General features: G+C 60.4%; 25 protein-coding genes. 19 read left to right on the forward strand and 6 right to left on the reverse strand.

What is annotated here, in order from left to right; translation table 11 throughout:
* Positions 1-35 precede the first annotated feature (35 nt).
* From F6R97_RS06315 to F6R97_RS06325, 3 genes are all read left to right on the forward strand, one after another.
* Entirely contained in the window at positions 36-965 is a 930-nt protein-coding gene (locus tag F6R97_RS06315; protein ID WP_038982456.1) for a LysR family transcriptional regulator, read from the forward strand.
* A gap of 196 nt (positions 966-1,161) precedes the next feature.
* On the forward strand, positions 1,162-1,563 hold the full coding sequence (locus F6R97_RS06320; RefSeq protein ID WP_038982455.1) for a MerR family transcriptional regulator: 402 nt from the start codon (positions 1,162-1,164) through the stop codon (positions 1,561-1,563).
* Between the two features lie 146 nt (positions 1,564-1,709).
* Positions 1,710-2,609, forward strand: a complete 900-nt coding sequence (locus F6R97_RS06325; RefSeq protein WP_048396882.1) for a hydroxymethylglutaryl-CoA lyase — start codon at positions 1,710-1,712, stop codon at positions 2,607-2,609.
* 675 nt (positions 2,610-3,284) lie between these two features.
* Here F6R97_RS06325 and F6R97_RS06330 read toward each other — a convergent pair.
* On the reverse strand, positions 3,285-4,982 hold the full coding sequence (locus F6R97_RS06330; RefSeq protein WP_315866258.1) for an AMP-binding protein: 1,698 nt from the start codon (positions 4,980-4,982) through the stop codon (positions 3,285-3,287).
* 342 nt (positions 4,983-5,324) lie between these two features.
* Here F6R97_RS06330 and F6R97_RS06335 point away from each other — a divergent pair, with 342 nt between their 5' ends.
* The 4 genes from F6R97_RS06335 (at position 5,325) to F6R97_RS06350 (ending at position 11,003) form a co-directional block, all read left to right on the forward strand.
* Positions 5,325-6,488, forward strand: a complete 1,164-nt coding sequence (locus tag F6R97_RS06335; protein ID WP_048396880.1) for an isovaleryl-CoA dehydrogenase — start codon at positions 5,325-5,327, stop codon at positions 6,486-6,488.
* A 12-nt stretch (positions 6,489-6,500) separates the two neighbouring features.
* Complete coding sequence (locus F6R97_RS06340; RefSeq protein ID WP_315866259.1) at positions 6,501-8,108, forward strand: carboxyl transferase domain-containing protein; 1,608 nt, start codon at positions 6,501-6,503, stop codon at positions 8,106-8,108.
* Positions 8,109-8,232: 124 nt separating this feature from the next.
* Entirely contained in the window at positions 8,233-9,048 is an 816-nt protein-coding gene (locus F6R97_RS06345; RefSeq protein ID WP_008014289.1) for a gamma-carboxygeranoyl-CoA hydratase, read from the forward strand.
* Positions 9,048-11,003, forward strand: coding sequence for an acetyl/propionyl/methylcrotonyl-CoA carboxylase subunit alpha (locus F6R97_RS06350; protein WP_038982444.1), 1,956 nt, complete (start codon positions 9,048-9,050; stop codon positions 11,001-11,003). The genes F6R97_RS06345 and F6R97_RS06350 overlap by 1 nt, the downstream gene beginning before the upstream one ends.
* 39 nt (positions 11,004-11,042) lie before the next feature.
* On the opposite strand, the gene F6R97_RS06355 is transcribed toward F6R97_RS06350, so the two are convergent.
* Positions 11,043-11,708: a LexA family protein gene (locus F6R97_RS06355; protein ID WP_030130884.1), complete on the reverse strand. Its 666-nt coding sequence runs from the start codon at positions 11,706-11,708 to the stop codon at positions 11,043-11,045.
* Positions 11,709-11,837: 129 nt separating this feature from the next.
* Here F6R97_RS06355 and F6R97_RS06360 point away from each other — a divergent pair, with 129 nt between their 5' ends.
* Positions 11,838-12,179 (forward strand): DUF6124 family protein, encoded by a 342-nt coding sequence (locus F6R97_RS06360; protein ID WP_038982443.1) that lies wholly within the window; start codon positions 11,838-11,840, stop codon positions 12,177-12,179.
* 483 nt (positions 12,180-12,662) lie between these two features.
* Positions 12,663-13,814: a M14-type cytosolic carboxypeptidase gene (locus tag F6R97_RS06365; RefSeq protein WP_038982442.1), complete on the forward strand. Its 1,152-nt coding sequence runs from the start codon at positions 12,663-12,665 to the stop codon at positions 13,812-13,814.
* A gap of 94 nt (positions 13,815-13,908) precedes the next feature.
* On the opposite strand, the gene F6R97_RS06370 is transcribed toward F6R97_RS06365, so the two are convergent.
* Complete coding sequence (locus F6R97_RS06370; RefSeq protein WP_048396955.1) at positions 13,909-14,355, reverse strand: winged helix-turn-helix transcriptional regulator; 447 nt, start codon at positions 14,353-14,355, stop codon at positions 13,909-13,911.
* 96 nt (positions 14,356-14,451) lie between these two features.
* Between F6R97_RS06370 and F6R97_RS06375 the strand changes: the two genes are divergently transcribed.
* On the forward strand, positions 14,452-15,651 hold the full coding sequence (locus F6R97_RS06375) for an MFS transporter (protein WP_315866260.1): 1,200 nt from the start codon (positions 14,452-14,454) through the stop codon (positions 15,649-15,651).
* Between the two features lie 139 nt (positions 15,652-15,790).
* Here F6R97_RS06375 and F6R97_RS06380 read toward each other — a convergent pair whose 3' ends face one another.
* The gene (locus F6R97_RS06380; RefSeq protein ID WP_038982436.1) at positions 15,791-16,336 is read right to left on the reverse strand and encodes a cytochrome b; all 546 of its coding nucleotides are present in this window, start codon (positions 16,334-16,336) and stop codon (positions 15,791-15,793) included.
* Positions 16,333-17,427 (reverse strand): catalase family peroxidase, encoded by a 1,095-nt coding sequence (locus tag F6R97_RS06385; protein ID WP_315866261.1) that lies wholly within the window; start codon positions 17,425-17,427, stop codon positions 16,333-16,335. Before F6R97_RS06385 ends, F6R97_RS06380 begins: the two co-directional genes overlap by 4 nt.
* 164 nt (positions 17,428-17,591) lie before the next feature.
* Here F6R97_RS06385 and F6R97_RS06390 point away from each other — a divergent pair, with 164 nt between their 5' ends.
* Positions 17,592-18,098 carry an RNA polymerase sigma factor gene (locus F6R97_RS06390; protein ID WP_048396953.1) on the forward strand — a complete coding sequence of 169 codons (507 nt, stop codon included), beginning with the start codon at positions 17,592-17,594 and terminating at the stop codon, positions 18,096-18,098.
* Positions 18,095-18,847, forward strand: coding sequence for an anti-sigma factor (locus F6R97_RS06395; protein WP_315866262.1), 753 nt, complete (start codon positions 18,095-18,097; stop codon positions 18,845-18,847). Before F6R97_RS06390 ends, F6R97_RS06395 begins: the two co-directional genes overlap by 4 nt.
* A gap of 148 nt (positions 18,848-18,995) precedes the next feature.
* On the opposite strand, the gene F6R97_RS06400 is transcribed toward F6R97_RS06395, so the two are convergent.
* Positions 18,996-19,832: an IclR family transcriptional regulator gene (locus F6R97_RS06400; RefSeq protein WP_007896916.1), complete on the reverse strand. Its 837-nt coding sequence runs from the start codon at positions 19,830-19,832 to the stop codon at positions 18,996-18,998.
* A gap of 244 nt (positions 19,833-20,076) precedes the next feature.
* Between F6R97_RS06400 and F6R97_RS06405 the strand changes: the two genes are divergently transcribed.
* The 7 genes from F6R97_RS06405 (at position 20,077) to F6R97_RS06435 (ending at position 26,754) form a co-directional block, all read left to right on the forward strand.
* Entirely contained in the window at positions 20,077-21,102 is a 1,026-nt protein-coding gene (locus F6R97_RS06405) for an ABC transporter ATP-binding protein (RefSeq protein WP_048396864.1), read from the forward strand.
* Positions 21,099-21,968, forward strand: a complete 870-nt coding sequence (locus tag F6R97_RS06410; protein ID WP_038982429.1) for an ABC transporter permease — start codon at positions 21,099-21,101, stop codon at positions 21,966-21,968. The genes F6R97_RS06405 and F6R97_RS06410 overlap by 4 nt, the downstream gene beginning before the upstream one ends.
* Positions 21,969-21,974: 6 nt before the next feature.
* Entirely contained in the window at positions 21,975-22,769 is a 795-nt protein-coding gene (locus F6R97_RS06415) for an ABC transporter permease (protein ID WP_315866263.1), read from the forward strand.
* Positions 22,770-22,776: 7 nt separating this feature from the next.
* Positions 22,777-23,067, forward strand: a complete 291-nt coding sequence (locus F6R97_RS06420) for a (2Fe-2S)-binding protein (RefSeq protein ID WP_048396853.1) — start codon at positions 22,777-22,779, stop codon at positions 23,065-23,067.
* 154 nt (positions 23,068-23,221) lie between these two features.
* Positions 23,222-24,577 (forward strand): NAD(P)/FAD-dependent oxidoreductase, encoded by a 1,356-nt coding sequence (locus F6R97_RS06425; RefSeq protein ID WP_315866264.1) that lies wholly within the window; start codon positions 23,222-23,224, stop codon positions 24,575-24,577.
* Entirely contained in the window at positions 24,574-25,689 is a 1,116-nt protein-coding gene (locus F6R97_RS06430; RefSeq protein ID WP_050683229.1) for an NAD(P)/FAD-dependent oxidoreductase, read from the forward strand. Before F6R97_RS06425 ends, F6R97_RS06430 begins: the two co-directional genes overlap by 4 nt.
* 18 nt (positions 25,690-25,707) lie before the next feature.
* A complete protein-coding gene (locus F6R97_RS06435) occupies positions 25,708-26,754 on the forward strand; it encodes an ABC transporter substrate-binding protein (RefSeq protein WP_315866265.1) in 1,047 nt (348 codons plus the stop codon).
* Positions 26,755-26,816 lie beyond the last annotated feature (62 nt).

Consider the following 26,816-nt stretch of genomic DNA (forward strand, 5'->3'; position numbering starts at 1 on the left):
ACCTTCCTAAAACAAGAAGCAGAGAGCGCAGCGCAATGAATCTGAGCAAGGTCGACCTCAACCTTTTCATCGTCTTCGACGCGATCTACACCGAAGCCAACCTGACTCGGGCCGGGCAGATTGTCGGCATTACTCAACCGGCAGTCTCGAACGCTCTGGCCCGCCTGCGCGAGACCTTCAACGATCCGCTTTTCGTGCGTACCGCCCAAGGCATGGTGCCCACGCCGATGGCGCAGAACATCATCGGCCCCGTGCGCAACGCCCTCTCCTTGCTGCGTGTGTCGGTGCAGGAAAGCCGCATCTTCAACCCGTTGCAGGCGGTCAAGACCTACCGCATCAGCATGACCGACCTCACTGAAGCGGTGATCCTGCCGCCGCTGTTCCAGCGCCTGCGACGCCTGGCGCCGACGGTGATCATCGAAAGTTTCCTGTCCAAACGTCGCGAGACCACCAAGGAACTGGCCGCCGGTCGTCTCGATTTCGCGGTGGATGCGCCGCTCAACACCGACCCGCAGGTACGTCACGTCAAGTTGATGGAGGACCGTTACGTGTGCGCCATGCGCAAGGGGCATCCACTGGCAGGCAAAGACAAATTCACTCTCGACGATTATCTGTCCCTGACCCACATCCATATCTCCAGCCGCCGCAGCGGTCTGGGTTATGTCGACCTGGCCCTGGGCAAAATGGGCATCCAGCGCAAGATCGCCCTGCGCTCCCAGCATTACCTGATGGCGTCCCAGGTGTTGCAGCAGACCGACATGGTCATGACCGTGCCGGAACGCTTCGCCCGTCGCCATGACTTGTACGCGGTGAACCTGCCGGTTAAAGAGGTCCCGCCGGTGGAAACTCACCTTTATTGGCATGAAAGCACTGACCAGGACCCGGCCAACCGCTGGATGCGCGAGCAGATGATCGAGTTGTGCCAGCAGGTTACGGCGCATGAGAAGAAGCTCGATAAGGTGTAGGGCTTTGGACCGCGTCATCGTTCTTCGCGGGCAAGCCCGCTCCCACATTTGATCGCATTCCCCTGAGAGAACGCGGTCACCTGTGGGAGCGGGCTTGCCCGCGAAGAGGTCAGTGATACCCACGAAGATCCATGCCCCTTGACGTAAACGTCAACCTGCCATTAGCTTAGCGCCATGACCTTTTTCGAGCGCTTCCATGAGCAGCCAGACCTATAGCATTTCCGACCTCGCCCGCGAGCTCGACATCACCACCCGGGCCATTCGCTTCTATGAGGAGCAAGGCCTGCTCAGCCCCGAGCGTCGCGGCCAGGAACGCATTTATTCGCCCCGTGACAAGGTCAGCCTGAAGCTGATCCTGCGGGGCAAGCGCATTGGTTTTTCCCTGGCCGAATGCCGAGAGCTGATCGAACTCTATGACCCCTCCAGCGGTAACACCAAGCAACTGCACAGCATGCTGGCGAAAATCGCCGAACGTCGGGAACAACTCGAACAGCAACTGCTGGACATCGAACAGATGAAACTGGAGCTCGACACGGCTGAAGAGCGCTGTACTCAGGCGCTGGAGCAGACGATCAAGAGCCAGGAATCAGTCCAGTAGATCTACACAGTTCCCTGTGGGAGCGGGCTTGCCCGCGATGAGGGCATGACATTCAACATTGATGCTGACTGACCCACCGCCATCGCGGGCAAGCCCGCTCCCACAGGTTCTCTCAGCATTCAGACAATCAGCACAGGTCGATTCCCATGTCCCTACCCACCCACGTACGCCTGGTCGAAGTCGGCCCTCGCGACGGTCTGCAAAACGAAGCCCAGCCCATCAGCGTTGCAGACAAGGTGCAACTGGTCGACGCGCTGACCGCCGCAGGCCTGGGTTATATAGAAGTCGGCAGTTTCGTCTCGCCCAAATGGGTGCCGCAAATGGCCGGTTCCGCCGAGGTCTTCGCGCAGATCCAGCGCAAGCCGGGCGTGACCTATGGCGCCCTCGCCCCCAACCTGCGGGGCTTTGAAGATGCCATTGCCGCCGGGGTCAAGGAAGTCGCCGTGTTCGCCGCAGCGTCCGAATCGTTTTCCCAGCGCAACATCAATTGCTCGATCAGCGAGAGCCTGGAGCGCTTCGTGCCGATCATGGATGCCGCCAAACAACACGGTGTCAGCGTGCGCGGTTACGTGTCCTGCGTGCTGGGCTGCCCTTATGAAGGTGACATCGCACCTGAACAAGTCGCCCGGGTCGCTCGCGAGCTCTATGCGATGGGCTGCTACGAGGTTTCGCTGGGAGACACTATCGGCACCGGCACCGCTGGCGCGACCCGCAAGATGTTCGAAGTGGTGTCAGCCGATGTGCCACGGGAAAAACTGGCCGGGCACTTTCACGACACCTATGGCCAGGCCATGGCCAACATCTACGCCAGCCTGCTGGAAGGCATTGCGGTGTTCGACAGCTCCATCGCCGGCCTTGGCGGTTGCCCGTACGCCAAGGGCGCCAGCGGTAATGTCGCGACCGAAGACGTGGTTTACCTGCTCAACGGCCTGGGCATCGAGACCGGAATCGACCTGGACGCCTTGATTCGGGCCGGCCAACAGATTTGCGCAGTGCTGGGGCGTCCTACCGGTTCGCGCGTGGCCAAGGCCCGCAGCGCACAGTGACAGCGTGGATGTGTCCGGGTGTTACCGCGTGTTCTGAAACGTGGGCGGAAACGAGTAACACGGAAACAAATTGTCGGGTTTGGACCGAATGAAAAATCCCACTAAAAACTCAAAGCATTGAATTTAAAGGATTTTTAAAAGTTGGCACGGCTTCTGCTATCTCTATGGCATAACAAGAATAAAAACTGCAAACCAATAAAAATAAGACGTAACGACTCTGACATAACAAGAACAACACGGCAGAGACGCAGCTAACAGATTTTTTTGGAGAAGATGTGCTTTACAGGGTGCTTTTCGAAGTAACCCGCAACCGGGCAGAGAACAATAAAACTACCTTCAGGTAGCTCCCGAACTGGTTGGATCGCTTAGCGAAAAAGTAGATCAGCGCTCAAAAAAATACGTTTGCTCTTGATCCCGGATGGGGATCGACAAAAACAGCGGTAAAGGGCCACGGTTACCAAAAACAACAACAGACCGCCCCTCAATAATAAAAAAAGAGCACGTACGACAAAATTAAAGGGGAGCTTCGGCTCCCCTTTGTGCTTTCTTGCCTTCCGGTTTTTCGCGATCCAAATGTGGGAGCGGGCTTGCTCGCGAATGCGGTGTGTCAGTCGATACTAATGGTGACTGATCCACCGCTTTCGCGAGCAAGCCCGCTCCCACATTGGTTATGTGTCAGTCCTTGTTGATGCGCAGCTCCTCGATACTGATCTCACGCATCCGAAACTTCTGAATCTTCCCCGTCACCGTCATCGGAAACTCCTCGACGAACTTGAAGTAACGCGGCGTCTTGAAGTGCGCGATGCGCTCCTTGCACCAGGCTTGCAGTTCCTGCTCGGTGGCGCTGTGGCCGGGGTGGAATTTGATCCAGGCAACGATCTCTTCGCCGTAGCGGGAGCAAGGAATGCCGATCACCTGCACGTCGGCTACCGCCGGGTGGGTGAAGAAGAACTCTTCCAGCTCCCTTGGGTAAACATTCTCTCCGCCGCGGATGATCATGTCCTTGTTACGCCCGGCGATGCACACGTAGCCTTCGTCGTTCATGCTCGCCAGATCACCGGTATGCATCCAGCCCGCCTCATCGATAGCCTCGGCGGTGCCTTGCGGGTTATTCCAGTAGCCGAGCATCACGCTGTAGCCTCGAGTACACAGCTCGCCGATGGTGCCGCGCGGTACCAGATTGCCCGCCTCGTCGATGATTTTGCTTTCCAGTTGCGGCTGAGTACGGCCAACGGTGGTGACACGCAATTCCAGTTCGTCTGACGGACCGGTCTGCAAAGACACGGGGCTGGTTTCCGTCATGCCGTAGGCAATCTGCACTTCGCTCATATGCATTTCGCTGATAACCCGGCGCATCACCTCGATCGGACAGGTCGCCCCGGCCATGATCCCGGTGCGCAGGCTCGACAAATCAAACTCGGCGCGCTTGGGCTGATCGAGCATGGCGATGAACATGGTCGGCACGCCGTAAAGCGCGGTGGCTTTTTCTTCGGCGACGGTGCTCAGCGTCAGCAATGGATCGAAGGCGTCATTGGGGTAAATCATGGTGCTGCCGTGGGTGACGCAGCCAAGATTGCCCATGACCATGCCGAAGCAGTGATACAGCGGCACCGGAATCACCAGCCGATCATCGGGGGTCAGCCCGAGGCTTTCGCCGACCATGTAACCGTTGTTGAGAATGTTGTAGTGGCTGAGGGTCGCGCCCTTGGGGAAACCGGTGGTGCCGGAGGTGTACTGGATGTTTACCGCTTGGTCGAAATGCAGGCTGTCCTGACGCTCGCGCAATTGCTCGACCGACACGCTGGCCGCCAGATCGGTCAGCTGCGACCACGGCAGGAACCCCGATGGCGGCTGCGCATCCAGGCTGATCACCCCGCGCAGTTCCGGCAGGCGTTCGCTCTGCAACTGGCCAATGGATTGCTCCGCCAGTTCCGGTACCAATCCTTGCAACATGGCGTGATAGTCGGAGGTCTTGAAAGCCCCGGCACAGACCAGCCATTGGCAACCGGACTGCTTCAACACGTATTCGAGTTCGGAACTGCGGTAAGCCGGATTGATGTTGACCAGGATCACGCCGATTCTCGCGCTGGCGAACTGGCTGATGCACCACTGGGCACAATTCGGTGCCCAGATGCCGAGCCGGTCACCGGTTTGCAAACCCAACGCCAACAACGCTCTGGCGTGCAGGTCGACGGTCTCTGACAGCTGCTTCCAGGTGTAGCGCATCTGTTGATGGCGCACGACCAGCGCCTCCCCGTTCGGGTATTGCGCGACCGTGGTATCGAACGCCTGACCGATGGTCATCGCCAGCAAGGCTTTGTCCTGGGAACCACGGGTATAGCTGCGCTGCGGGCTTGCACTGGGTTGATCCATGACGACCCCTATTGTCTTTTTTAATGGGCTGCCGACGGTCACCTGTGGGAGCGACCCGTGGCGAGGGGGCTTGCCCCCGTTTGAGTGCGTAGCACTCACAAGATCTTCGGTACATCGGAAATTTTGGGGCCGCTTCGCAGCCCAACGGGGGCAAGCCCCCTCGCCACGGGTCGCTCCCACAGGGTTGGTCCGCTTTTCAATCTTGAACTGGCTCTACTCTCGCTCAAGTTGACGTTAACGTAAAGGGTGATTGACAGCCATTCATCACAGGCTTACGTTAACGTAAAGGTGAGAGCCGAATCACTGCCCTCCCCACCCTACAAAAAAGCCAAAAGGTGCCCCATGAGCTACCCATCCCTGAACTTTGCCCTCGGTGAAACCATCGACATGCTGCGCGATCAGGTTCAGTCCTTCGTCGCCAAAGAGATCGCCCCGCGCGCCGCTCAGATCGACATCGACAACCTGTTCCCGGCTGATCTGTGGCGCAAATTCGGCGACATGGGCCTGCTGGGCGTTACCGTGCCGGAAGAGTACGGCGGTGCTGGCCTGGGTTACCTGGCCCACGTGGTCATCATGGAAGAAATCAGCCGTGGTTCGGCCTCGGTCGCTTTGTCTTACGGCGCTCACTCCAACCTGTGCGTCAACCAGATCAATCGCAACGGCACTCACGAACAGAAAAGCAAATACCTGCCGAAGCTGATCAGCGGCGAGCACATCGGTGCCTTAGCCATGAGCGAACCGAATGCCGGCTCCGACGTGGTCTCGATGAAACTGCGCGCCGACAAACGCGGCGATCACTACGTGCTCAACGGCAGCAAGACCTGGATCACCAACGGCCCCGACGCCAACACCTACGTGATCTACGCCAAGACCGACCTGGAAAAAGGCCCGCATGGCATCACCGCGTTCATCGTCGAACGCGACTGGAAAGGCTTCAGCCGCAGCAGCAAGTTTGACAAGCTCGGCATGCGCGGTTCGAACACCTGCGAGCTGTTCTTCGATGACGTCGAAGTCCCGGAAGAAAACATCCTCGGCGTACTTAACGGCGGTGTGAAAGTGCTGATGAGTGGCCTCGACTACGAGCGCGTGGTGCTTTCCGGCGGCCCGACCGGGATCATGCAGGCCTGCATGGACCTGATCGTTCCGTACATCCACGACCGCAAACAGTTCGGCCAGAGCATCGGCGAATTCCAGCTGATCCAGGGCAAAGTCGCCGACATGTACACCCAACTCAATGCCAGCCGCGCCTACCTCTATGCGGTGGCCCAAGCCTGCGAGCGCGGCGAAACCGCGCGCAAGGACGCCGCCGGAGTCATCCTCTATAGCGCCGAATGCGCGACCCGAATGGCCCTCGACGCGATCCAGATTCTCGGCGGTAACGGCTACATCAACGAATTCCCGGCTGGTCGTCTGCTGCGTGATGCCAAGCTGTACGAAATCGGCGCCGGCACCAGTGAGATCCGTCGCATGCTCATCGGTCGCGAACTGTTCAACGAAACCCGCTAAACGGAGCTGCACATGGCTATCCTGCATACCCAGCTCAATCCCCGTTCGGCGGAGTTCGCGGCCAACAGCGCGGCGATGCTCAAACAGGTCGACGCCCTACACACCCTGCTCGCGAAAGTGCAGCAAGGTGGCGGCCCGAAGGCTCAAGAACGGCATACATCGCGGGGCAAACTGCTGCCGCGTGAACGGATCAATCGTCTGCTCGATCCGGGTTCGCCATTTCTCGAAATCAGCCAACTGGCGGCCTACGCGGTGTACGGCGAAGACGTTCCCGCCGCTGGTGTGATTGCCGGAATCGGTCGGGTGGAAGGCGTCGAATGCATGATCGTCGCCAACGATGCCACCGTGAAAGGTGGCTCGTATTACCCGCTGACCGTGAAAAAACACCTGCGCGCGCAAACCATCGCCCAACAGAATCGCCTGCCCTGCATCTATCTGGTGGACTCCGGCGGTGCCAACTTGCCGCGTCAGGATGAAGTGTTCCCCGACCGCGAACACTTCGGGCGGATCTTCTTCAATCAGGCCAACATGAGCGCCATGGGCATTCCGCAGATTGCGGTGGTCATGGGCTCCTGCACCGCCGGTGGCGCCTACGTGCCGGCCATGGCTGACGAAGCGATCATGGTTCGTCAGCAGGCAACGATTTTCCTCGCCGGCCCACCGCTGGTGAAGGCCGCAACGGGTGAAGTGGTCAGCGCCGAAGACCTCGGCGGGGCCGATGTGCACTGCAAGATTTCCGGCGTCGCCGACCATTACGCCGAGAGCGATGAACACGCCCTCGCCTTGGCCCGGCGCAGCGTCGCGAACCTCAATTGGCGCAAGCTCGGTGAACTGCAACAACACACGCCGATCGCGCCGCTGTACAGCAGTGATGAGTTGTACGGCGTGGTGTCGGCAGATGCCAAGCAACCATTCGACGTGCGCGAAGTGATCGCGCGCCTGGTGGACGGCTCGGTGTTCGATGAATTCAAGGCATTGTTCGGCACGACATTGGTGTGCGGCTTTGCCCACCTGCACGGTTACCCGATCGCGATCCTCGCCAACAACGGCATCCTCTTCGCCGAAGCCGCGCAGAAAGGCGCGCACTTTATCGAACTGGCCTGCCAGCGCGGCATTCCATTGCTATTTCTGCAAAACATTACCGGCTTCATGGTCGGCCAGAAATACGAAGCCGGCGGCATTGCCAAACACGGTGCGAAACTGGTGACCGCCGTGGCCTGTGCCAAGGTGCCGAAATTCACCGTGATCATCGGCGGCAGCTTCGGCGCCGGTAACTACGGCATGTGCGGTCGGGCCTACGATCCACGCTTCCTGTGGATGTGGCCGAACGCACGGATTGGCGTGATGGGAGCCGAACAGGCGGCGGGCGTGCTGGTGCAGGTCAAGCGTGAGCAAGCCGAGCGCGGTGGTCATGGTTTCAGCGCCGAGCAGGAAGCCGAGATCAAGCAACCGATCCTCGATCAATACGAAGAACAGGGGCATCCCTATTATTCCAGCGCTCGACTGTGGGACGACGGCGTTATCGACCCGGCGCAGACCCGCGACGTGTTGGCCCTGGCCTTGTCGGCGTCGCTGAATGCGCCAATCGAACCGAGCCGCTTCGGCGTGTTCCGGATGTAATCCGACCTTGTAGGAGCGAGGCTTGCCCGCGAACAGGCATGACGCGGTGCAACAGGTACACCGCGGCGCTTCCTTCGCGGGCAAGCCTCGCTCCTACAGAATAGAGTTGTGGAGACGGATGAATATGAGCGACTTCAATACCCTCGAACTGCTGACCGATCCAAGGGGTTTTGCGACCTTGTGGCTCAGCCGTGAAGAAAAGAACAACGCCTTCAACGCCGAAATGATCCGCGAACTGATCCTCGCGCTGGACAAAGTGTCGAGCGATGCCAGCCTGCGTTTTCTGCTGATCCGTGGGCGCGGCAAGCATTTCAGCGCCGGTGCCGATCTGGCCTGGATGCAGCAATCGGCCGAACTCGATTACCACACCAACCTCGACGACGCCCGGGAACTGGCGGAGTTGATGTACAACCTCGCCAAGCTGAAAATCCCGACCGTGGCGGTGGTGCAAGGCGCGGCCTATGGTGGCGCGCTGGGCCTGATCAGCTGCTGCGACATGGCCATCGGCGCCGACGACGCACAGTTCTGCCTGTCGGAAGTGCGCATCGGCCTGGCGCCGGCGGTCATCAGCCCGTTCGTGGTGCAAGCCATCGGCGAACGCGCGGCACGGCGCTATGCCTTGACCGCCGAACGTTTCGGCGGGCAACGGGCTCGGGAAATCGGCTTGTTGTCGGAAAGCTACCCGATGGCTGAACTGGAGCAGAAAGTCGATCAGTGGATCGACAACCTGCTGCTCAACAGTCCGGCGGCCATGCGCGCCAGCAAGGATTTGCTGCGTGAGGTCGGCCACGGCGCGCTGACCCCGGCGCTGCGGCGCTACACCGAGAACGCCATCGCCCGAATCCGCGTCAGTCCCGAAGGCCAGGAAGGCCTGCGCGCCTTCCTGCAAAAACGTCCTCCGAACTGGCAAGCCGAAACCACCCTCAAGGAGCCGCGTTGATGAGCGCACCTGTTCTCACCACCTTGCTGGTGGCCAACCGCGGCGAAATCGCTTGCCGAGTGATGCGCACCGCCAAGGCTCTGGGCCTGACCACCGTGGCCGTGCACAGCGCCACCGACCGTGACGCCCGGCACAGCCGCGAAGCCGATATCCGCGTCGACCTGGGCGGCAGCAAAGCCGCCGACAGTTACCTACAAATCGACAAACTAATCGCTGCCGCGAAAGCCAGCGGCGCTCAGGCGATTCATCCCGGTTATGGTTTTCTCTCGGAAAACGCCGGGTTCGCCCGAGCGATCGAAGCGGCCGGCCTGATCTTTCTCGGCCCGCCTGCCTCGGCCATTGACGCCATGGGCAGCAAGTCCGCGGCCAAAGCCTTGATGGAAACCGCCGGCGTGCCACTGGTGCCCGGCTATCACGGCGAAGCTCAGGACCTCGACACCTTCCGCGACGCCTGCGAACGCATCGGTTATCCGGTGCTGCTCAAAGCCACGGCGGGCGGTGGCGGTAAAGGCATGAAAGTGGTCGAGGATGTCAGCCAACTGGCCGAAGCCCTGGCCTCGGCACAACGTGAAGCGCTGTCCTCGTTCGGCGATTCGCGAATGTTGGTGGAAAAATACCTGCTCAAACCACGCCACGTGGAAATCCAGGTATTCGCCGACCAGCATGGCAACTGCCTGTACCTCAACGAACGTGATTGCTCGATTCAGCGCCGGCATCAGAAAGTCGTCGAAGAAGCGCCGGCTCCGGGCCTGAGCCCGGAATTGCGTCGGGCCATGGGTGAAGCCGCTGTGCGCTCGGCCCAGGCCATCGGTTACGTCGGTGCCGGCACCGTGGAGTTTCTGCTGGATGCGCGCGGTGAGTTCTTCTTCATGGAGATGAACACGCGCTTGCAAGTTGAACACCCGGTCACCGAAGCCATCACCGGCCTCGACCTGGTGGCCTGGCAGATTCGCGTGGCTCGCGGTGAAGCGCTGCCAATGACTCAAGACCAGGTGCCGCTGATCGGCCATGCGATCGAAGTGCGGCTGTACGCCGAAGACCCGGGCCATGATTTCCTGCCGGCCACCGGGCGTCTGGCGTTGTACCGCGAATCCGCCGAAGGACCGGGGCGTCGCGTGGACAGTGGCGTCGAAGAAGGCGACGAGATTTCGCCGTTCTACGACCCGATGCTCGGCAAGCTGATTGCCTGGGGCGAAGACCGTGAGCAGGCGCGGCTGCGGTTGCTGAGTATGCTTGATGAGTTTGCCATTGGCGGCCTGAAAACCAACATCAACTTCCTGCGCCGGATCATCGGCCACCCTGCATTTGCCGCGGCGGAGCTGGATACCGGTTTTATTCCGCGTTATCAGGAACAACTGCTGCCAGCACCTTCAGACCTCAGCGATGAATTCTGGCAAGCGGCCGCGCAGGCATTTGCCCAGAGCCAGCCGAGCACGACCCGCGCTGATGACCTGAGTTCGCCTTGGGGTATCAGCAACGGATTCCGTGCCGGACTGCCGACAGAAATCACCCTGCATTTGAGTTGCGAAGGGCAAGACCGGGCGCTGACCCTGGGCGATGCCGACGCTCATACCGCCCAGCTCAAGGGTGAATACCTGCTGACCGAACACAACGGCTTGCGCCGCCAGCATCGGGCCATCCGCCGTGGCGATACGCTGTATCTGCAATGGGACGGTGAGCTGCGCCGCATCGAGGCCTACGACCCGATCAGCGCTGTCGAAGCCAGTCACAGCCATCAAGGCGGCCTCACCGCCCCCATGAACGGCAGCATCGTGCGAGTGCTGGTGGAGGCCGGGCAAACGGTCGACGCCGGGGCGCAATTGGTGGTGCTGGAAGCGATGAAAATGGAGCACAGCATTCGCGCGCCCCACGCGGGGATTATCAAGGCGTTGTATTGCCAGGAAGGCGAGATGGTCAGCGAAGGCAGTGCCTTGGTGGAGTTGGAACACGCGTGAAATGAAGATCGGTCCTACGCTTTGCGAGGACCGATCTGATTAGAATTTGGCAGTCGCCTGAACCACCACGCCGATGATTCGGCATTCTTCGGTGTAAAGGGCTTTCGGATAGGTCGGATTGAGCGGGACCAGATAACGCTGCCCGCCCTCTTCGATCAGTTTGCGAAAAACCGCCTCGGCGCTGCCGGGCCATTGGGCGATCACCAGTTTGCCAGGCTCCGGCACGATGGCCGGGTCCACCAGAATCAACATGTCCGCGGCAATGCTCACACCCGTGGGCGCGGTCATCGCATCGCCGACCACCACCAGCCAGAACGCCGCGCCCTGTGCGTGGTAATCGGACAGCTCGAAGCGCGGTTTGCTGACAGCCGATGAAGCTCCGTAGGTCAATAACTCCCCGTCGCGCACCTCCCCGGTTTCCCGCCAGTCACTGACCGGGTAGCGAAAGTACGGGTTGTACTTTTGCGCCAGAGAGATCTCTTCATCCTGTGAGATCTGCGGTTCCCTGATCACCATCGCGACTTCCAGATAGTCCATCCCCAGCGCCTGCAAGACACGGTTCATCTCTTGGATGCGGGGCTGACGACGTTTATTCAGCCAATGGCCGACGCCGCCCTGGGACATTCCGATGCGCTCGGCGAGTATCTCTTGAGTGACTTTGAGTTCACTCATTTTGGCCTTGACCAATTCAATCCATTTATCCATGTGCGGCACGATACGTGGGGTACTCCGACCAACAAAACACAAATTGTAGTATTTAAATCCAAGATACAAATACAGTAAGTACTAAGCTGGGCTCACGGATTTGAATCTATCACGGAGCTTGCCATCGTCATGACCATCCCCAGCATTACCCTGCCCGACACCCAATTCGACACTACGCTCAACTCGCCAAAAGGCTCTGCCGCCGCGCAGCGGGCGCTGGACTATTACTTGAAACCAGCTGTGTCAGAAGAGGCCAGCGAAGAACGTTTCTTCGATGTGAACCGTAACATCAGCAGCGAAGAGGCACTGGTCCATGCTTCGGATCTGTTGCGCTGTGCTGCCGCCACCGCGCATGAGTCAGCCAACCAGCTGCAGGGCGCAAGCCGGGATCTGGCGTTTTCGACGGTGCACATGATCGACATGGCCAAGGCGATGGTCGACAGGTCCCTGGAGGGCAATCAGAACGATTGACGAGGAAGCGCTTTGGAGGAAGACAGGAAAAATTTTCCAATCGCGCAGATAAAAACATTTGACTTGCAAATGATAATGATTATTATTGCATCAACTGATCGCGAGATCAGTCGATGGCCCAAGGGACCTTAGGTCGGTCTCCTGGACTATCTCCTCATCAGGCTAATCACGGTTTTTGACCCGGCTTTTTGCCGGGTCTTTTTTTGCCAGTTATTCTGGCTTTGGCTTCAGGCTAATGAAGTCTGTCGGTGCTGCAAATTCGATTGGCGCGGATGATATCAAAAGAATGTCTGTTGGCAAGAGAGGCCCGGTAGCATTGGGCCAAACTAACGCAAAATAGCACTTGAGAATCACTCGCACAGTCTCTAAGCTGCGTCGGCGTCAAGGAGGACGCCCCCCATTCTCACCCTCGCAATTTCCCCCGGTTTCTCCCTTCCTTGCGTGTAAAGTAGCAGCCATAAAAATCATATTCAGGAATTGATTATGGCCGTGGCTAGATCTTCTTTCGACATCAACGCGAACTTCGACAGTGGCAACATCGAAGTGCTGGACATCAGCAATCCTTTGCAAGCGCTGCTGGCGATCAAGCCAGACACTCGCAGCCAGCATTTCCAGTGGTTCCACTTCAAGGCCAGCGGTCTGCACGTCGGACAGGAGCATTGGTTTCGCCTGAACAACGCCAGTAAATCCTCGTACAACAAAGCCTGGGATGGCTATCAGGCGGTGGCGTCCTATGACCACGTCAACTGGTTCCGGGTGCCGACCATTTTCGAAGGCGACTGCCTGCGTTTCAGCCTCGAAGCCACTGCCACTCATGCCTGGTTCGCCTACTTCGAACCCTACAGCCGAGGCCGGCATGACTGGCTGATCGAACAGGCACTGACCAAAGCCGGTACAGAACTGCTGGCCACCGGCAAGAGCGTTGAAGGTCGCGACATCCAGTTACTGCGCAAAGGTACGGGTGCCGAAGGTCAGCGCAAGGTCTGGATCATCGCCCAGCAACACCCCGGCGAACACATGGCTGAATGGTTCATGGAAGGCGTGATCGAGCGCCTGGAAAAACACGACGACCCGGTGCTGAAAAAACTCCTGGCCAGTGCCGACCTGTACCTGGTGCCGAACATGAACCCGGACGGCGCCTTCCACGGTCATTTGCGCACCAACGCCATGGGCCAGGACCTGAATCGTGCGTGGCAGAGCGCCAGCCAGGAAGTCAGCCCGGAAGTGCTGTTCGTTCAGCAGCAGATGGAAAAGTATGGCGTCGACCTGTTCCTCGACATCCATGGCGATGAAGAAATCCCCCACGTGTTCACCGCCGGTTGCGAAGGTAACCCGGGCTATACGTCGCGGATCGAAAAACTCGAAGAACATTTCCGCAGTCATCTGAAACATCAAACCAAAGACTTCCAGACCAAACACGGCTACACCCGCGACGAGCCTGGCAAAGCGAACATGACCCTGGCCTGCAACAGCGTCGGTCAGAAGTTCGACTGCCTGTCGCTGACCCTGGAGATGCCCTTCAAAGACCACAACGACGCACCGAACCCGCTGACCGGCTGGTCCGGCAAACGCTCGAAGCAGTTGGGCAAGGACGTGCTGACAACCATCGCCGACATGGTCGATACCTTGCGTTGATTATTTAAGATCAAAAGATCGCAGGCTTCGCCAGCTCCTACAGGGTTTTGAGTACGCCTGTAGGAGCTGCCGAAGGCTGCGATCTTTTGACGTTTCACTCGGCAGCAATCCGCACACAATCCTCCGGCCCCAACAAGCGCCCATCCTCGGCACGCAATTCCAGAGCCCGCACCGGTCGACCGTTCTCACGATCGACAACCCGCGAATGCGCCTCCCCCGCCTCATAGAAAAACGCCTCGCCCCACTGCCGCAATCCGATGATCAACGGGAACAGACCCTTGCCCTTCTCCGTCAGCACGTATTCCTGATACGCGCTGCCGTCCGACGCAGGCACCAAATCGAAAATACCGTGAGCCACCAACGTACGCAGACGTGCCGAGAGAATGTTTTTGGCCATACCCAGATTGCGCTGGAACTCACCGAATCGCCGCAGGCCATCGAACGCATCGCGCACGATCAATAACGACCACCAATCACCAATCGCATCCAGTGAACGGGCAACCGGGCATTCGGCGCCTTCCATGCTTGTACGTTTAACCATGACCGCGTCCGCCGGCAACAAATGTGGTTGCAATATAAAACCAGACTCCCTACCGTACAACTGGTTTTATTTTGAAACCACACAAGGAAGCCTGTGATGAAACCTGACCACCCGTTAAGCGGCGCAGTGGTGCTGCTATTTGCCGTCGCCTGCGGCCTGGCCGTCGGCAATGTGTATTACGCACAACCGCTGCTCGATGCCATGGCCGAAGCCTTCGCCATGGATCCGGCAACCATCGGTATCGTCGTCACCCTTACCCAGATCGGTTATGGCGTGGGTCTGTTGTTGCTGGTTCCGCTAGGGGATCTGCTCAACCGCCGCCGGCTGATCGTCGTGCAAACTCTGCTTTCAGCACTGGCCTTGTTGATGATCGCGTTAGCATCGAACAGCATCTGGCTGTTGCTCGGCATGGCGCTGACCGGATTGCTGGCGGTCGTGACGCAAGTCCTGGTGGCCTACGCCGCGACCCTGGCCATCCCGGCGCAACGTGGACGTGTGGTGGGCGTGATTACCAGCGGCATTGTCGTCGGCATTCTGTTGGCACGAACGGTGGCGGGCGGCATGGCCGATCTGGCCGGTTGGCGTTCGATTTATCTGTTGTCCGCCGGGTTGACCCTGCTGATGGCGCTGCTGTTGTTTCGTGTGCTGCCCAAGCACGAAGAGGCGCGACCGGAAAGCGCTTACGCCGCGTTGATCGGTTCGGTATTCACGTTGATCAAGGAAGAACCGGTATTGCGTCAACGGGCCATGCTCGCCCTGCTGACCTTCGCCAGCGCCATGGTGCTGTGGACACCCTTGGTACTGCCGCTGAGTGCCCCGCCGCTTTCACTTTCCCACACCGAAATCGGACTGTTCGGCCTGGCCGGAGCCGCCGGTGCGCTGGCCGCCGCTCGCGCCGGGCATCTGGCCGATCGCGGTCTGGGGCAATGGACCAGTGGACTGTCGTTGCTGCTGATGCTCGCCTCATGGTTACCCATCGCACTCACCCAATCCTCGTTATGGGCGCTGCTGCTCGGGGTGATTACGCTGGATCTGGGTTTGCAAGCCGTTCACGTTACCAGCCAGAGCATGATCTACAGCGTGCGTCCCGAAGCGCAAAGCCGACTCACCGCCGGCTACATGCTGTTCTATTCGATCGGCAGCGCCTTGGGTTCCATCGGTTCGACGGCGATGTACGCCTGGGCGGGATGGATTGGAGTGTGTTGGCTGGGTGCGGGGATCAATGCCGTGGCGCTGATTTATTGGTGGATGACGTTGGCCACGAAGGACCGATCTGTGGAAGCAGCTTCACACTGACGCGTAGGAGCTGCCGCAGGCTGCGATCTTTTGATCTTGATCTTCGCGGTCTTACGGCGCCAAGATCAAAAGATCGCAGCCTGCGGCAGCTCCTACATTGACCGTGTACATCCGCAGAATTTGGCTGCAGCTGTTGGGATCACCCGCGATCCTTACCCCGCAGCATGCTGTTCAGCACATTATCCCGACGCACCCAACCGTGAAACAACGCCGCCGCCAAATGCAGCAGCACGGTCAGGAACAGCAGATACGCCAGATACCCATGCGCCTTGCGCAGGAACGCAAACACCTGCGCATTTGCCGGCAAGATCGAAGGCAACTGCAATGAACTACTGAGCATCACCGGGTCGCCAGCCGCCGAAATCATCGCCCAGCCCAGCAGCGGCAAAATCAGCATCAAGGCGTACAACAAGATATGCGAAGCCTTGGCCGCGAGCGCTTGCCAACCCGGCAGGTCCGCCGGCAGCGGTGGTTGTCGGGTCGAAAAACGCACGGCCAGGCGCACGATCACCAGCAACAGAATCGCAACGCCCAAAGGTTTATGCAAATGGATCAGCCACTCATGACGCTCGGACACCGAGGCCGCCATGCCCGCGCCGATAAACAGCATAGAGATGATCATCAGCGCCATCAGCCAGTGCAGCAGCCGCGCCAATGGCGCGAAATGGTTCGGTTGAGCGCTCATTGTCGAGACTCCTGTTTGGCGTTGGGTAACTGCTTCACTTCGCTGGTGCGACGCAGGTAGGAACGGGCGTAACCCGCTGAGCGAGCGGCAAGCAGCGGGTCGTCGGAGCCTTCGATACCGCTGGGCAATATCAGTGGGTCGTAGTTGATGTCACGGCACTCGCCATTGAGTTGCGGCTGAGTACTTTCGAGCACCAACGTGCCGGCGTTCAGCACTTTTCGATCGACGGGCCAGGCCTTGCTCGCGTCGTTGACCGAATCCTCGGGGTTCGCCAGGGTGATGTTCAACTGCCAACGCAACGGGCCGGCGGACAAGCGCTGTACCAGATCTTTCTCGAGGAAATCACCGCCCTCGGGGGCCGTTGCACCTGCCGCGTCCTGAGCCACTGGCGTCATGCTCCAACGCACCGCTTGCCGCTGACCGACTGCGTTCACCAGGTAAAACGCGTTGACGCTGTTATAGGTTTCCGTCGCGTAGCTGGCCGACGGTTTGGCGGTCTTGACCCACGTCAGAAACGGCACGGCTTCGGGGTGCGCCGCAAAGAACGCTGGCACAGCCGCCGGGTTCGGTTTTCCGGTAGCCGGATCCGGTGACTGTGCTTGTTGCAACTGATAGAACGCCTCGGGCGTGCCCACCGGGAATACCGGCATACTGTTCATCCCGGTGCGCCACTGCTGACCGTTTGCCTGGGTAAAACGCAACGCCAGGCTGCGGATCGGCACGCTGTTGTCCGGCGCGTAAGGATTGCCGGCAGGCAGCGCGAAACGCCCGACCACCGGGGTCCGCGCTTCGCTGAACACTTGGGCGCTGGAATACTCGCGCGCCTGACTACTGCTCTCGAAATGCCCGATCACGCACACGCCTTTGGCGTGGTTACGACGGAATCCCGGGTGCACGCCGTTGTTTTTCTCCAGCACATTGACCAAGTCTTTCGGCGTCAGGCGCTGTGGGTCGAGTGTGCCGTTGACATAGGCAAAAGCCCCGGCCAGCGCGGCGACCACCACGGCAATGCCGGTCAGGCGCAACGTCAGGCTCGCGGCACTCAGCGGTGGCCGGCCAGGCCCCGTTGGCGGTGATGAGCGATCTACCATGAATGACTCCAGGGCCATCGGCCACAAGTGAGAAGAATCAGGCAGACGAACCGCGCCAGGGTTTATTCCATCGCCCGGTGTTTATTTTTCCAGGCGTGGAATAACCTCCAATGCCGGGCGTCTTCCTGAACACTCACCACAGCGTAGTGACTGGTCAGAACTTCATGAACGATATCGACGAACAACTCAGGGAAGTCATTCCCAGGCTGCGGCGTTTCGCCGTATCGCTCACGCGCAACCCCAGCAGCGCCGATGATCTGGTGCAGGCCTGCCTTGAGCGCGCGCTGTCGAGTTGGGGCGACAAACGTCCCGAGGGCGACTTGCGTGCCTGGCTGTTTTCGATCCTTTATCGGCAGTTTCTCGACGCTCATCGCCGTTCCCGGCGTTATGCGCGGATGCTCGAATTCTTTACCGGCCGTGATGATGCGCAACCTTCGGCAGAACGCACGGTGATCGCCCAATCGACCCTGCAAGCCTTCGATCAACTCAGCACCGAACAGCGCGCACTGTTGCTCTGGGTGTCGGTGGAAGGCTTGAGCTATAAGGAGGTCGCCGAGATTCTCGACGTCCCCATCGGCACCGTGATGTCGCGCCTGTCCCGCGCACGCCAGGCCTTGCGCCAGCTCAGCGACGGCGAAATCACCCACCCTTCTCTGCGGAGACTCAAATGATCACCATGCCTCCCAGCGAACGTGACCTGCACGCCTACGTCGATCACCAACTCAGCGATACCGACCGACATCGGGTGGAGACTTATCTGGCCAACAACACCGAAGTGGCCGCGCAAGTACGCGCCTGGCAACACGATGCCCAACAATTGCGCGCGGCCCTGAGCGGCGCCTTGCAGCAACCGGCCAACCCGGAACTCGACCCGGCAATGATCCGCCAGCGAGTCAAACACCAGTCGCGCCGTCATCTGGCCAGCGCGGCGGTGTTGCTGATCGCGGTCAGCGTCGGCGGTTTGAGCGGTTGGCAGGCACGGGAAATGACCCTGGTCCGCGCCCCGTTGCCGATGACCGATGCGATGCAGGCCTACCGGCTGATTGCCCAGCAAGGCATCCTGCCGGCGGATTACACAGTCAGCGATGACGGCGATATGCAGGGCTGGCTCGATCGGTATTTCAGCCAGGCCCATCGTCTGCCGAACCTGACCGCTGCCGGATACACACCCATCAGCGGGCGGTTGCTCAGCACCGAACAAGGGCCGGCGGCGATGGTGGTGTACGAGGATCAGAGCGGCCATAAAGTCAGCTTCTACGTCCGTCCACCCGGGCCGAAAAACACCCTGCTGCCTCGCGGTAGTCGTAGCGATGGTGAATTGCAGGCCGAGTACTGGTCGGGGGCCGGGTACAACTATGCGATGGTCAGCCCGAGTGATACACCGGCGGCGCAGATGCTCAAACAGACGCTGAAATTTTGATCTCAGGAAGCGGAGACAACACCAACCGAATGTGGGAGCGGGCTTGCTCGCGAAGACCGTTTAACATTCAACGTTTATGTCGACTGACACACCGTTTTCGCGAGCAAGCCCGCTCCCACAGGGGATTTGTGGAGGCCTGAGATTGTGGTCACCCCTGCCCAAACACTTGCGAAGGCCTTCGCAACAGCGGGTCGAACGGATTGATCCGCGGCCCGATCAGCGCGGCTTCACGCTTGAGCATCTCCACCACCGTCGGCAAGCGATCCGGCCCCAGGCGATCGCTGACCGTGGCCACACTCAGCGCCGCCACCGCCCGACCTTCGCGGTCGAGGATCGGCACCGCCACCCCGGCCATGCCTTGCAATACGCCGGTATTGCGCCCGGCGTAACCGAGGGTGCGCACATTCTCGACTTCCGAGCGCAGGAACACTTCGTCGTACAGGTGAAAATCCTTGAGCCGTGGCAAGTTGTAATGAATCACCGTGTCGCGTTCCTCTTCTGGCAGAAATGCCAGAATCGCCAGGCTGCCCTGCCCCACACCCAGCGCCACCCGCCCGCCGATATCACCGGTGAACGTGCGGATCGGAAACGGCCCTTCACTGCGGTCCAGACAGATCGCATCGAAGCCGCTGCGTGCCAGTAAAAACAACGAATCCCCCAACGATGCCGACAGCCGCAGCAACGCCGGCCGCGCCAGTTCGCGCAAGTTGCCGGTGTTGCCGGCGCGGGCCGCCAAGGCAAAAAACTCCAGGCTCAGGCGATAGCGTTTGCTGCGCGCGTCCTGCTCGACCATGCCCTCGTCCATCAGGCTGCGCAGCAAGCGGTGGGTGGTCGGTTGCGACAAACCAATGCGTTGCGCCAGTTGCGTCACGCGCTCTCCGCCTTCGACGGTATCCCCCAGGCTGCGTAGCACCGCAAATAGCCTCGAGACGGCACCGACGCCGACTTCATTTTTGTTTTCATTCCGCTCAATGGAATCAGGCATGTGATTTCTCGACAATAAATTTACTCACTGAATGAAACTGAAAATAGTCATCGCTTCAGTGAAATAGGCCATTGAGCCCATCCTATTCTTCGTCCTACTCTGCGTCCATCAGGGGCGATTCGAACAACAGCGGCAGCCGACAGAAGTCGAGCGCCAACGCACCCCGGCAACATCCTTTTCGTATCTGCCCATACAAAAAAGCGCGCCTTTGGCGACGCATAACAATCTCAGGTGGAGCGCAGTCATGGCCTTCGTGCAACTTGAAAACCTCGGCAAACGTTACGGCGAAATCGACGCGGTCGTCGCCACCAACCTTTCGGTGGAAAAAGGCGAGTTCGTCTCCTTGCTCGGCCCCTCCGGCTGCGGCAAAACCACCACCCTGCAAATGATTGCCGGCTTCGTCGAAGTCAGCAGCGGGCGCATTGTGCTGGACGGTCGCGACATCACCCACGCCAAACCCGCCAGTCGTGGTCTGGGCGTGGTGTTCCAGAGTTACGCGCTGTTCCCGCACATGACCGTGCAAGACAACGTCGCCTTCGGCCTGCGCATGCGCAAAGTGCCCAACGGCGAGTTGCAGCAACGGGCGGATCGGGTGCTGAAACTGGTACGTCTGAACCAACACGCCGAGCGTTATCCACGGGAGCTTTCCGGCGGCCAGCGCCAACGGGTTGCGCTGGCCCGGGCGTTGGTGATCGAGCCGCCGGTGTTGCTGCTCGACGAACCGCTGTCCAACCTCGACGCCAATCTGCGCGAAGAGATGCAGTTCGAAATCCGCCGCATCCAGCGTGAAGTCGGCATCACCACACTGATGGTCACCCATGATCAGTCCGAAGCGCTGTCGATCAGCGACCGGGTGGTGGTGATGCAGGCCGGACGCATCACTCAGATCGACGCGCCTTACACCCTCTACGAACACCCGCGCACCGAGTTCATTTCCGGCTTCGTCGGCAAGGCCAATCTGCTGCCCGGTGAGCGAGACAGCGCTGGTGTTGTGCAGGTCTGCAACCGTGGCGACGGCGAACTGACCCTGAGCCTGCGCCCGGAAAAAATCGACTTGCTGGATAAAGGCCTGGGCCGTCTGCCAGGCAAGATCGTCAGCCGCTTTTTCCTGGGCAGCCAATGGCTGTACGGCGTATCGACATCGTTGGGCGAACTCAGCGTGGTGCGCCGCAACGACGGTTCGGCGCCCTTGATCGAAGGCACGGCGGTCGGTCTCGATTGGGATGCAACATTGCTGCGGGTGCTGAGTGTCGACGAGGTATCGGCATGAGTACGCTTGCCGTCATCCGCCAGGGACGTCAGGGCTACTGGTTATCCGCACCGGCCCTGGCGTTGTACTTTGGTCTGCTGGTGATCCCGTTGCTGCTGACGCTGGTGCTGTCGTTCAACGTCTTCGACTACAGCTCGGGGATCAACAGCGACGCCTACACCCTCGATCACTACAGCAGCCTGCTGGGCGATCCGTACTTCTACGAAATCTTTCTACGCACGTTCTGGATCAGCGCCCTGACCACCCTGCTTTGCGTGGTGATCGGTGTGCCCGAAGCCTACATCCTCAGCCGCATGGGCGCGCCGTGGCGCTCGATCTTCCTGATTCTGATCCTCACGCCGTTGCTGATTTCGGTGGTGGTGCGCGCCTTCGGCTGGAGCCTGTTGCTCGGTGCCGACGGCCTGGTCAACCAGACGCTGCAAGCCTTCGGTGGTTCGCCGATGAAATTGCTCTACACGCCGTTCGCGGTGGTGATTGCGCTGGTTCACGTGATGCTGCCGTTCATGATCATTCCGGTCTGGACCTCGCTGCAAAAACTCGACCCGGCTGCCGAACAGGCCGCGCTGTCACTGGGCGCCAGCCACCTCACCGTGATGCGCAAAGTGGTACTGCCGCAAATCATGCCCGGCGTGCTCTCCGGCACCTTGATCGTGTTCGGCCTCGCGGCCAGTTCATTTGCGATTCCCGGACTGCTCGGCGGACGCCGGATAAAGATGGTCGCCACGCTGATCTACGACCAGTACCTGTCGGAGCTCAACTGGCCGATGGGCGCGGCCATCGCCGTCGCGCTGCTGTTGCTCAACCTGCTGATCATGCTGTCGTGGAACCGGATGATCGAAGGCCGCTACAAGAAGTCATTGGGATAACTCGTCATGTCCAGAAACGGTCCTTTCGCCCTGCTGTTCCATACCCTGGTGGTGCTGTTCATGCTCGCGCCGCTGGTGGTGGTGTGCCTTGTCGCCTTCACCTCGGAAAACACCCTGAGCCTGCCGACCACGGAGTTTTCCCTGCGCTGGTTCCGCGCCGTGTTCGAGCGCGCGGACTTTGTCGATGCGTTCTACAACAGCCTGATCCTGGCGTTCTGCGCCGCCACCCTGGCGACCCTGATCGCGGTGCCGGCAGCCCTGGCGATCACGCGCTTCGAATTCCCCGGACGGGACTTTTTCAATGGGCTGTTCCTGTCGCCGATCATCATTCCGCACCTAGTGCTGGGCGTCGCGTTGCTGCGATTGTTTGCACTGATGGGCGTCAACGGCAGCTTCGCCTGGCTGATCTTCGCCCATGTGCTGGTGATCACGCCGTATGTGTTGCGCCTGGTGTTGGCCTCGGCCATCGGTCTGGACCGCAGCGCCGAACACGCCGCGCAATCCCTGGGCGCCGGACGCTTCACGCTGTTCCGGCAAATCACCTTGCCGATGATTTTGCCAGGGGTCGCCGGTGGCTGGCTGCTGGCGTTCATCAACAGTTTCGATGAGGTCACGTTGTCGATCTTCGTCACCTCGCCAGCCACGCAAACGCTGCCGGTGCGTATGTACGTGTACGCCACCGAATCCATCGATCCAATGATGGCGGCGGTGTCGGCACTGGTGATTGCGCTGACCGCGCTGACGATGATTCTGCTCGATCGGGTCTACGGCCTGGATCGGGTTCTGGTGGGTAAACAATGAGGGCGCCATGGCTCTGCTGAAACGACTGGCCGAAGGCGACCGCCCGGCCCTGGACTTTACCCTCGACGGCAAGCCGGCCAGTGGCTTGCTCGGCGATACCCTGCTGACCGCCGTACTGACCTGCAGCGAACACCTGCGCGGCAGCGATTTCAGCGCCGAACCCCGCGCCGGTTTCTGCATGATGGGCGCCTGCCAGGATTGCTGGGTACGCCTGGGCGATGGCCGCCGGGTGCGCGCCTGCTCAACGCTGCTTGAAGCCGGACAACACATCAGCCGCGAACCGGGGCGATCGGTATGAACACGAATTCTCCCTGCAGAAACCCGATCCCCTGTGGGAGCGGGCTTGCCCGCGATAGCGGACTGTCAGCCACCACCGATGTTGAATGTGCCGCCGTCATCGCGGGCAAGCCCGCTCCCACAGGATTGGGGCGTCGATCACATAGGGGGTGGGTATGAAGTCCGTAGTCATCATTGGCGCAGGCCCCGCCGGGATTCGTGCCGCGCAGACGCTGGTGGCTCATGGCGTGCGCCCTGTCCTGCTGGACGAAGCCGCACGCGGTGGCGGGCAGATTTATCGGCGTCAACCGGCGAATTTCAAACGTTCGGCAGTCAAGCTGTATGGCTTCGAAGCACGCAAGGCCAAGGCACTGCATCAGACAATCGACGAACTGCGCGAGCAACTCGATTACCGCCCCGACACGCTGGTGTGGAACGCGGAGGCTGGCGCGCTCGACACCTTGCATGAGGGCCGCGCCGCCCGACTGGAATTCTCCCGGGTGATTGTCGCCACGGGTGCCACCGACCGGATTTTGCCCGTGCCAGGCTGGACGTTGCCGGGGGCATACAGCCTCGGCGCGGCGCAGATTGCCTTGAAGTTTCAAGGCTGTGCCATCGGTGAACGCGTGGTGTTCGCCGGCAGCGGACCGTTGCTGTATCTGGTGGCGTACCAATACGCCAACGCCGGCGCCGACGTGATCGCTGTGCTCGACAGCTCGCCCTTCAGCGCTCAGGCCCGTGCCCTGCCCGGCCTGCTGTCGCAACCCTCCACGCTGGCCAAAGGCATTTATTACCGCACCTGGCTAACCGCCCACGGCATCCCGGTACATCAGGGCGCCACCTTGAAACGCATCGATGGCGAACACCGCGTGCAATCGCTGAACTGGCATAACGCAGCAAGCGAACATCAAATCGAATGCGACGCCGTAGCCTTCGCTCACGGTCTGCGCAGTGAAACCCAACTCGCCGACCTGCTGGGTTGCGAATTCACCTGGAACCCGCTCAACCGTGCCTGGCTGCCGCAGCGCGACCGCGCCGGTCGCAGCAGCATCGCCGAGGTGTACCTGGCCGGTGACGGCGCCGGCATCATGGGTGCCGACGCGGCTGAAATGGCCGGTGAACGGGCAGCCCTGGCGTTACTCGAAGACATCGGTTACCTGATCCCGCCACAGCGAGCCACTCAGCTGGAACAGTCGCTGAACACTATCGGCAGATTCCGCCAAGGCCTGGAGCGCGCCTTCATCTTTCCCGAAAGCTGGGCCGCTGACGCCCCGGATAACCTGATGATCTGTCGCTGCGAAGAAGTGCGCGTCGGCGACATCCGTCAGGTGGTGCGCGAAGGCCATTGGGAGATCAACCGGGTCAAGGCCCATTGCCGGGTCGGCATGGGTCGCTGCCAGGGACGGATGTGTGGCGCTGCCGCAGCGGAAATCATTGCCTGCGAAAGCCAGCGCGCGGTGTCCGACATCGGCCGGTTGCGGGCGCAGGCGCCGATCAAACCCCTGCCGTTCGGTCTGGAGGTCGAGCCATGATCGAAGTCGATGCAGTCATCATTGGCGGCGGCATTGTCGGGGCTTCCGCCGCCCTGTTTCTGAGCAAAGCCGGTCGTCGCGTCGCGTTGCTGGAGCGGGACTTTTGCGGTTCTCACTCCAGCGGCGTGAACTACGGCGGCGTGCGGCGTCAGGGCCGACCGCTGTCGCAATTACCGCTGTCACAACGGGCTCACGAGATCTGGGGGCAACTGCCGCAGTTGATCGGCATCAACGGCGAGTACCAGCGCAGCGGTCACCTGAAACTCGCCCGCAGCCTCAACGACCTGCACGCCTTGCAGGATTACGCCGCCAGCAGCCAGGGGTTCGGCCTCGATTTGCAGGTACTCGACCGCAATGAGTTGCGCGCACGTTTTCCGTGGGTCGGAGAGGTCGCGGTCGGTGCCTCGTTGTGCCCGGACGACGGCCACGCCAACCCGCGACTGGTGTCTCCGGCCTTCGCGCAGGCCGCGCGTCGGCACGGTGCGCAAATCCATGAACAATGCGCAGTGACCGCAGTGGAGCATGACGGTCAGCGCTTTCGCGTCAGCACTCAAACCGGTCTCGATCTGCACTCTCCCTGGCTGCTGAATTGCGCTGGCGCCTGGGCCGGAAAGCTCGCTGCGCAATTCGGCGAAGCGGTGCCAATGCACGCCGGTCACCCGGCAATGCTGGTCACCGAACCGTTGCCGCTGGTGATGAACGCCAGCACCGGCGTCGAGGGCGGTGGCATCTATGCCCGTCAGGTCGCTCGCGGCAATTGTGTGTTGGGCGGCGGCCAGGGCTTTGCCCTCGATAACGCCCGCGCCCGACCTGGTCAGAACGCCGTCATCGAGATCCTGCGCCAGGCCGTCGAACTCTACCCGTTTCTTGAGGGCGCCCAGGCGATTCGCACCTGGAGCGGCACCGAAGGTTATCTGCCCGATCGCCAACCGGTGATCGGCCACAGCAGCACTCAACCCGGTCTGTTGCACGCGTTCGGCTTTGCCGGCGCGGGTTTTCAGATCGGGCCTGCGGTGGGCCAGGCGCTCACCGAAATCATCTGTAGCGGCGCGTCAAAGACGCCGCTGGATGCGTTTTCCATCACCCGGTTTCACTCCATCTCCGTTGCTTGATAGAGGAAGGTCGCGCCAATGAATAACCTCAAACGCACTGCACTGCTCGGTTTGTCCTGCATGAGCGCCCTGCTCACGGTCACTCAGGCCCAGGCAGAACCGACGCTTTACCTGGGCATGAACGGCGGAACCATGGAGCGGCTCTACGCCGACAAGGTGCTGCCGGCTTTCGAGAAAGCCAACAACGTCAAAGTGGTGATCGTGCCGGGTACCTCCGCCGATATTCTGGCCAAGGTCCAGGCCAGCAAAGGCAACCCGCAGATGCACGTGATGTTCCTCGACGACGGCATCATGTACCGCGCCATCGCCATGGGATTGTGCGACAAACTCGACGACAGCCCGCCTCTGGCACAGATTCCAGCCAAGGGCCGCATCAAGGATCAAGCCGTGGCGGTCAGCCTCGGGGTCACGGGGCTGGCGTACAACACGCGGCTGTTCAAGGAAAAAGGCTGGAACGCACCGACCTCATGGATGGACATGGCCGACCCGCGCTTCAAGGACAAACTGGTATTCCAGTCGATGGCGTCTTCGACCTTCGGCCTGCACGGTTTCCTGATGTTCAACCGGATTCAGGGCGGTAGCGAAACCGACGTCGAACCAGGGTTCAAGGCTTGGCCGAACACCGTCGGGCGTAACGTGCTGGAGTACATTCCAAGTTCAGCGAAGATTTCCGAAATGCTCCAGACCGACGAAGCGGCGCTGTTCCCGCTGACGCCGACCCAGGTCACCGCGCTGAAACTCAAGGGCATGCCGGTGGAATATGCGCAGCCGAAGGAAGGCTCCGTGGTGCTCAACGTCGCCGAATGCGCCATCGCCAATAACACCCAACCGGAACTGGCGCAGAAACTCGCCGCCTTCCTGCTGACGCCCGAAGCGCAAGCCGCCGCGCTGGAAGACGGCGATCAGATTCCATCCAACCCGAATACGCCAACCACCGACAAGACCCGCGGTCAGGTCGAGGCGATGAAGCAGTACCTGACGACCGCGATCGCCATCGACTGGGATCAGGTCAACGAACAGCGCCCGGCGTGGAATGCCCGGTGGAATCGCAGTATCGAGCGCTAACCTTGAAGATCAAAAGATCGCAGCTAGAAATTTGAGCGACGATAATCCTGTGGGAGCGTGGC

This window comes from Pseudomonas sp. JV414 (assembly GCF_032424305.1).
Classification (GTDB): Bacteria; Pseudomonadota; Gammaproteobacteria; order Pseudomonadales; family Pseudomonadaceae; genus Aquipseudomonas; species Aquipseudomonas lini.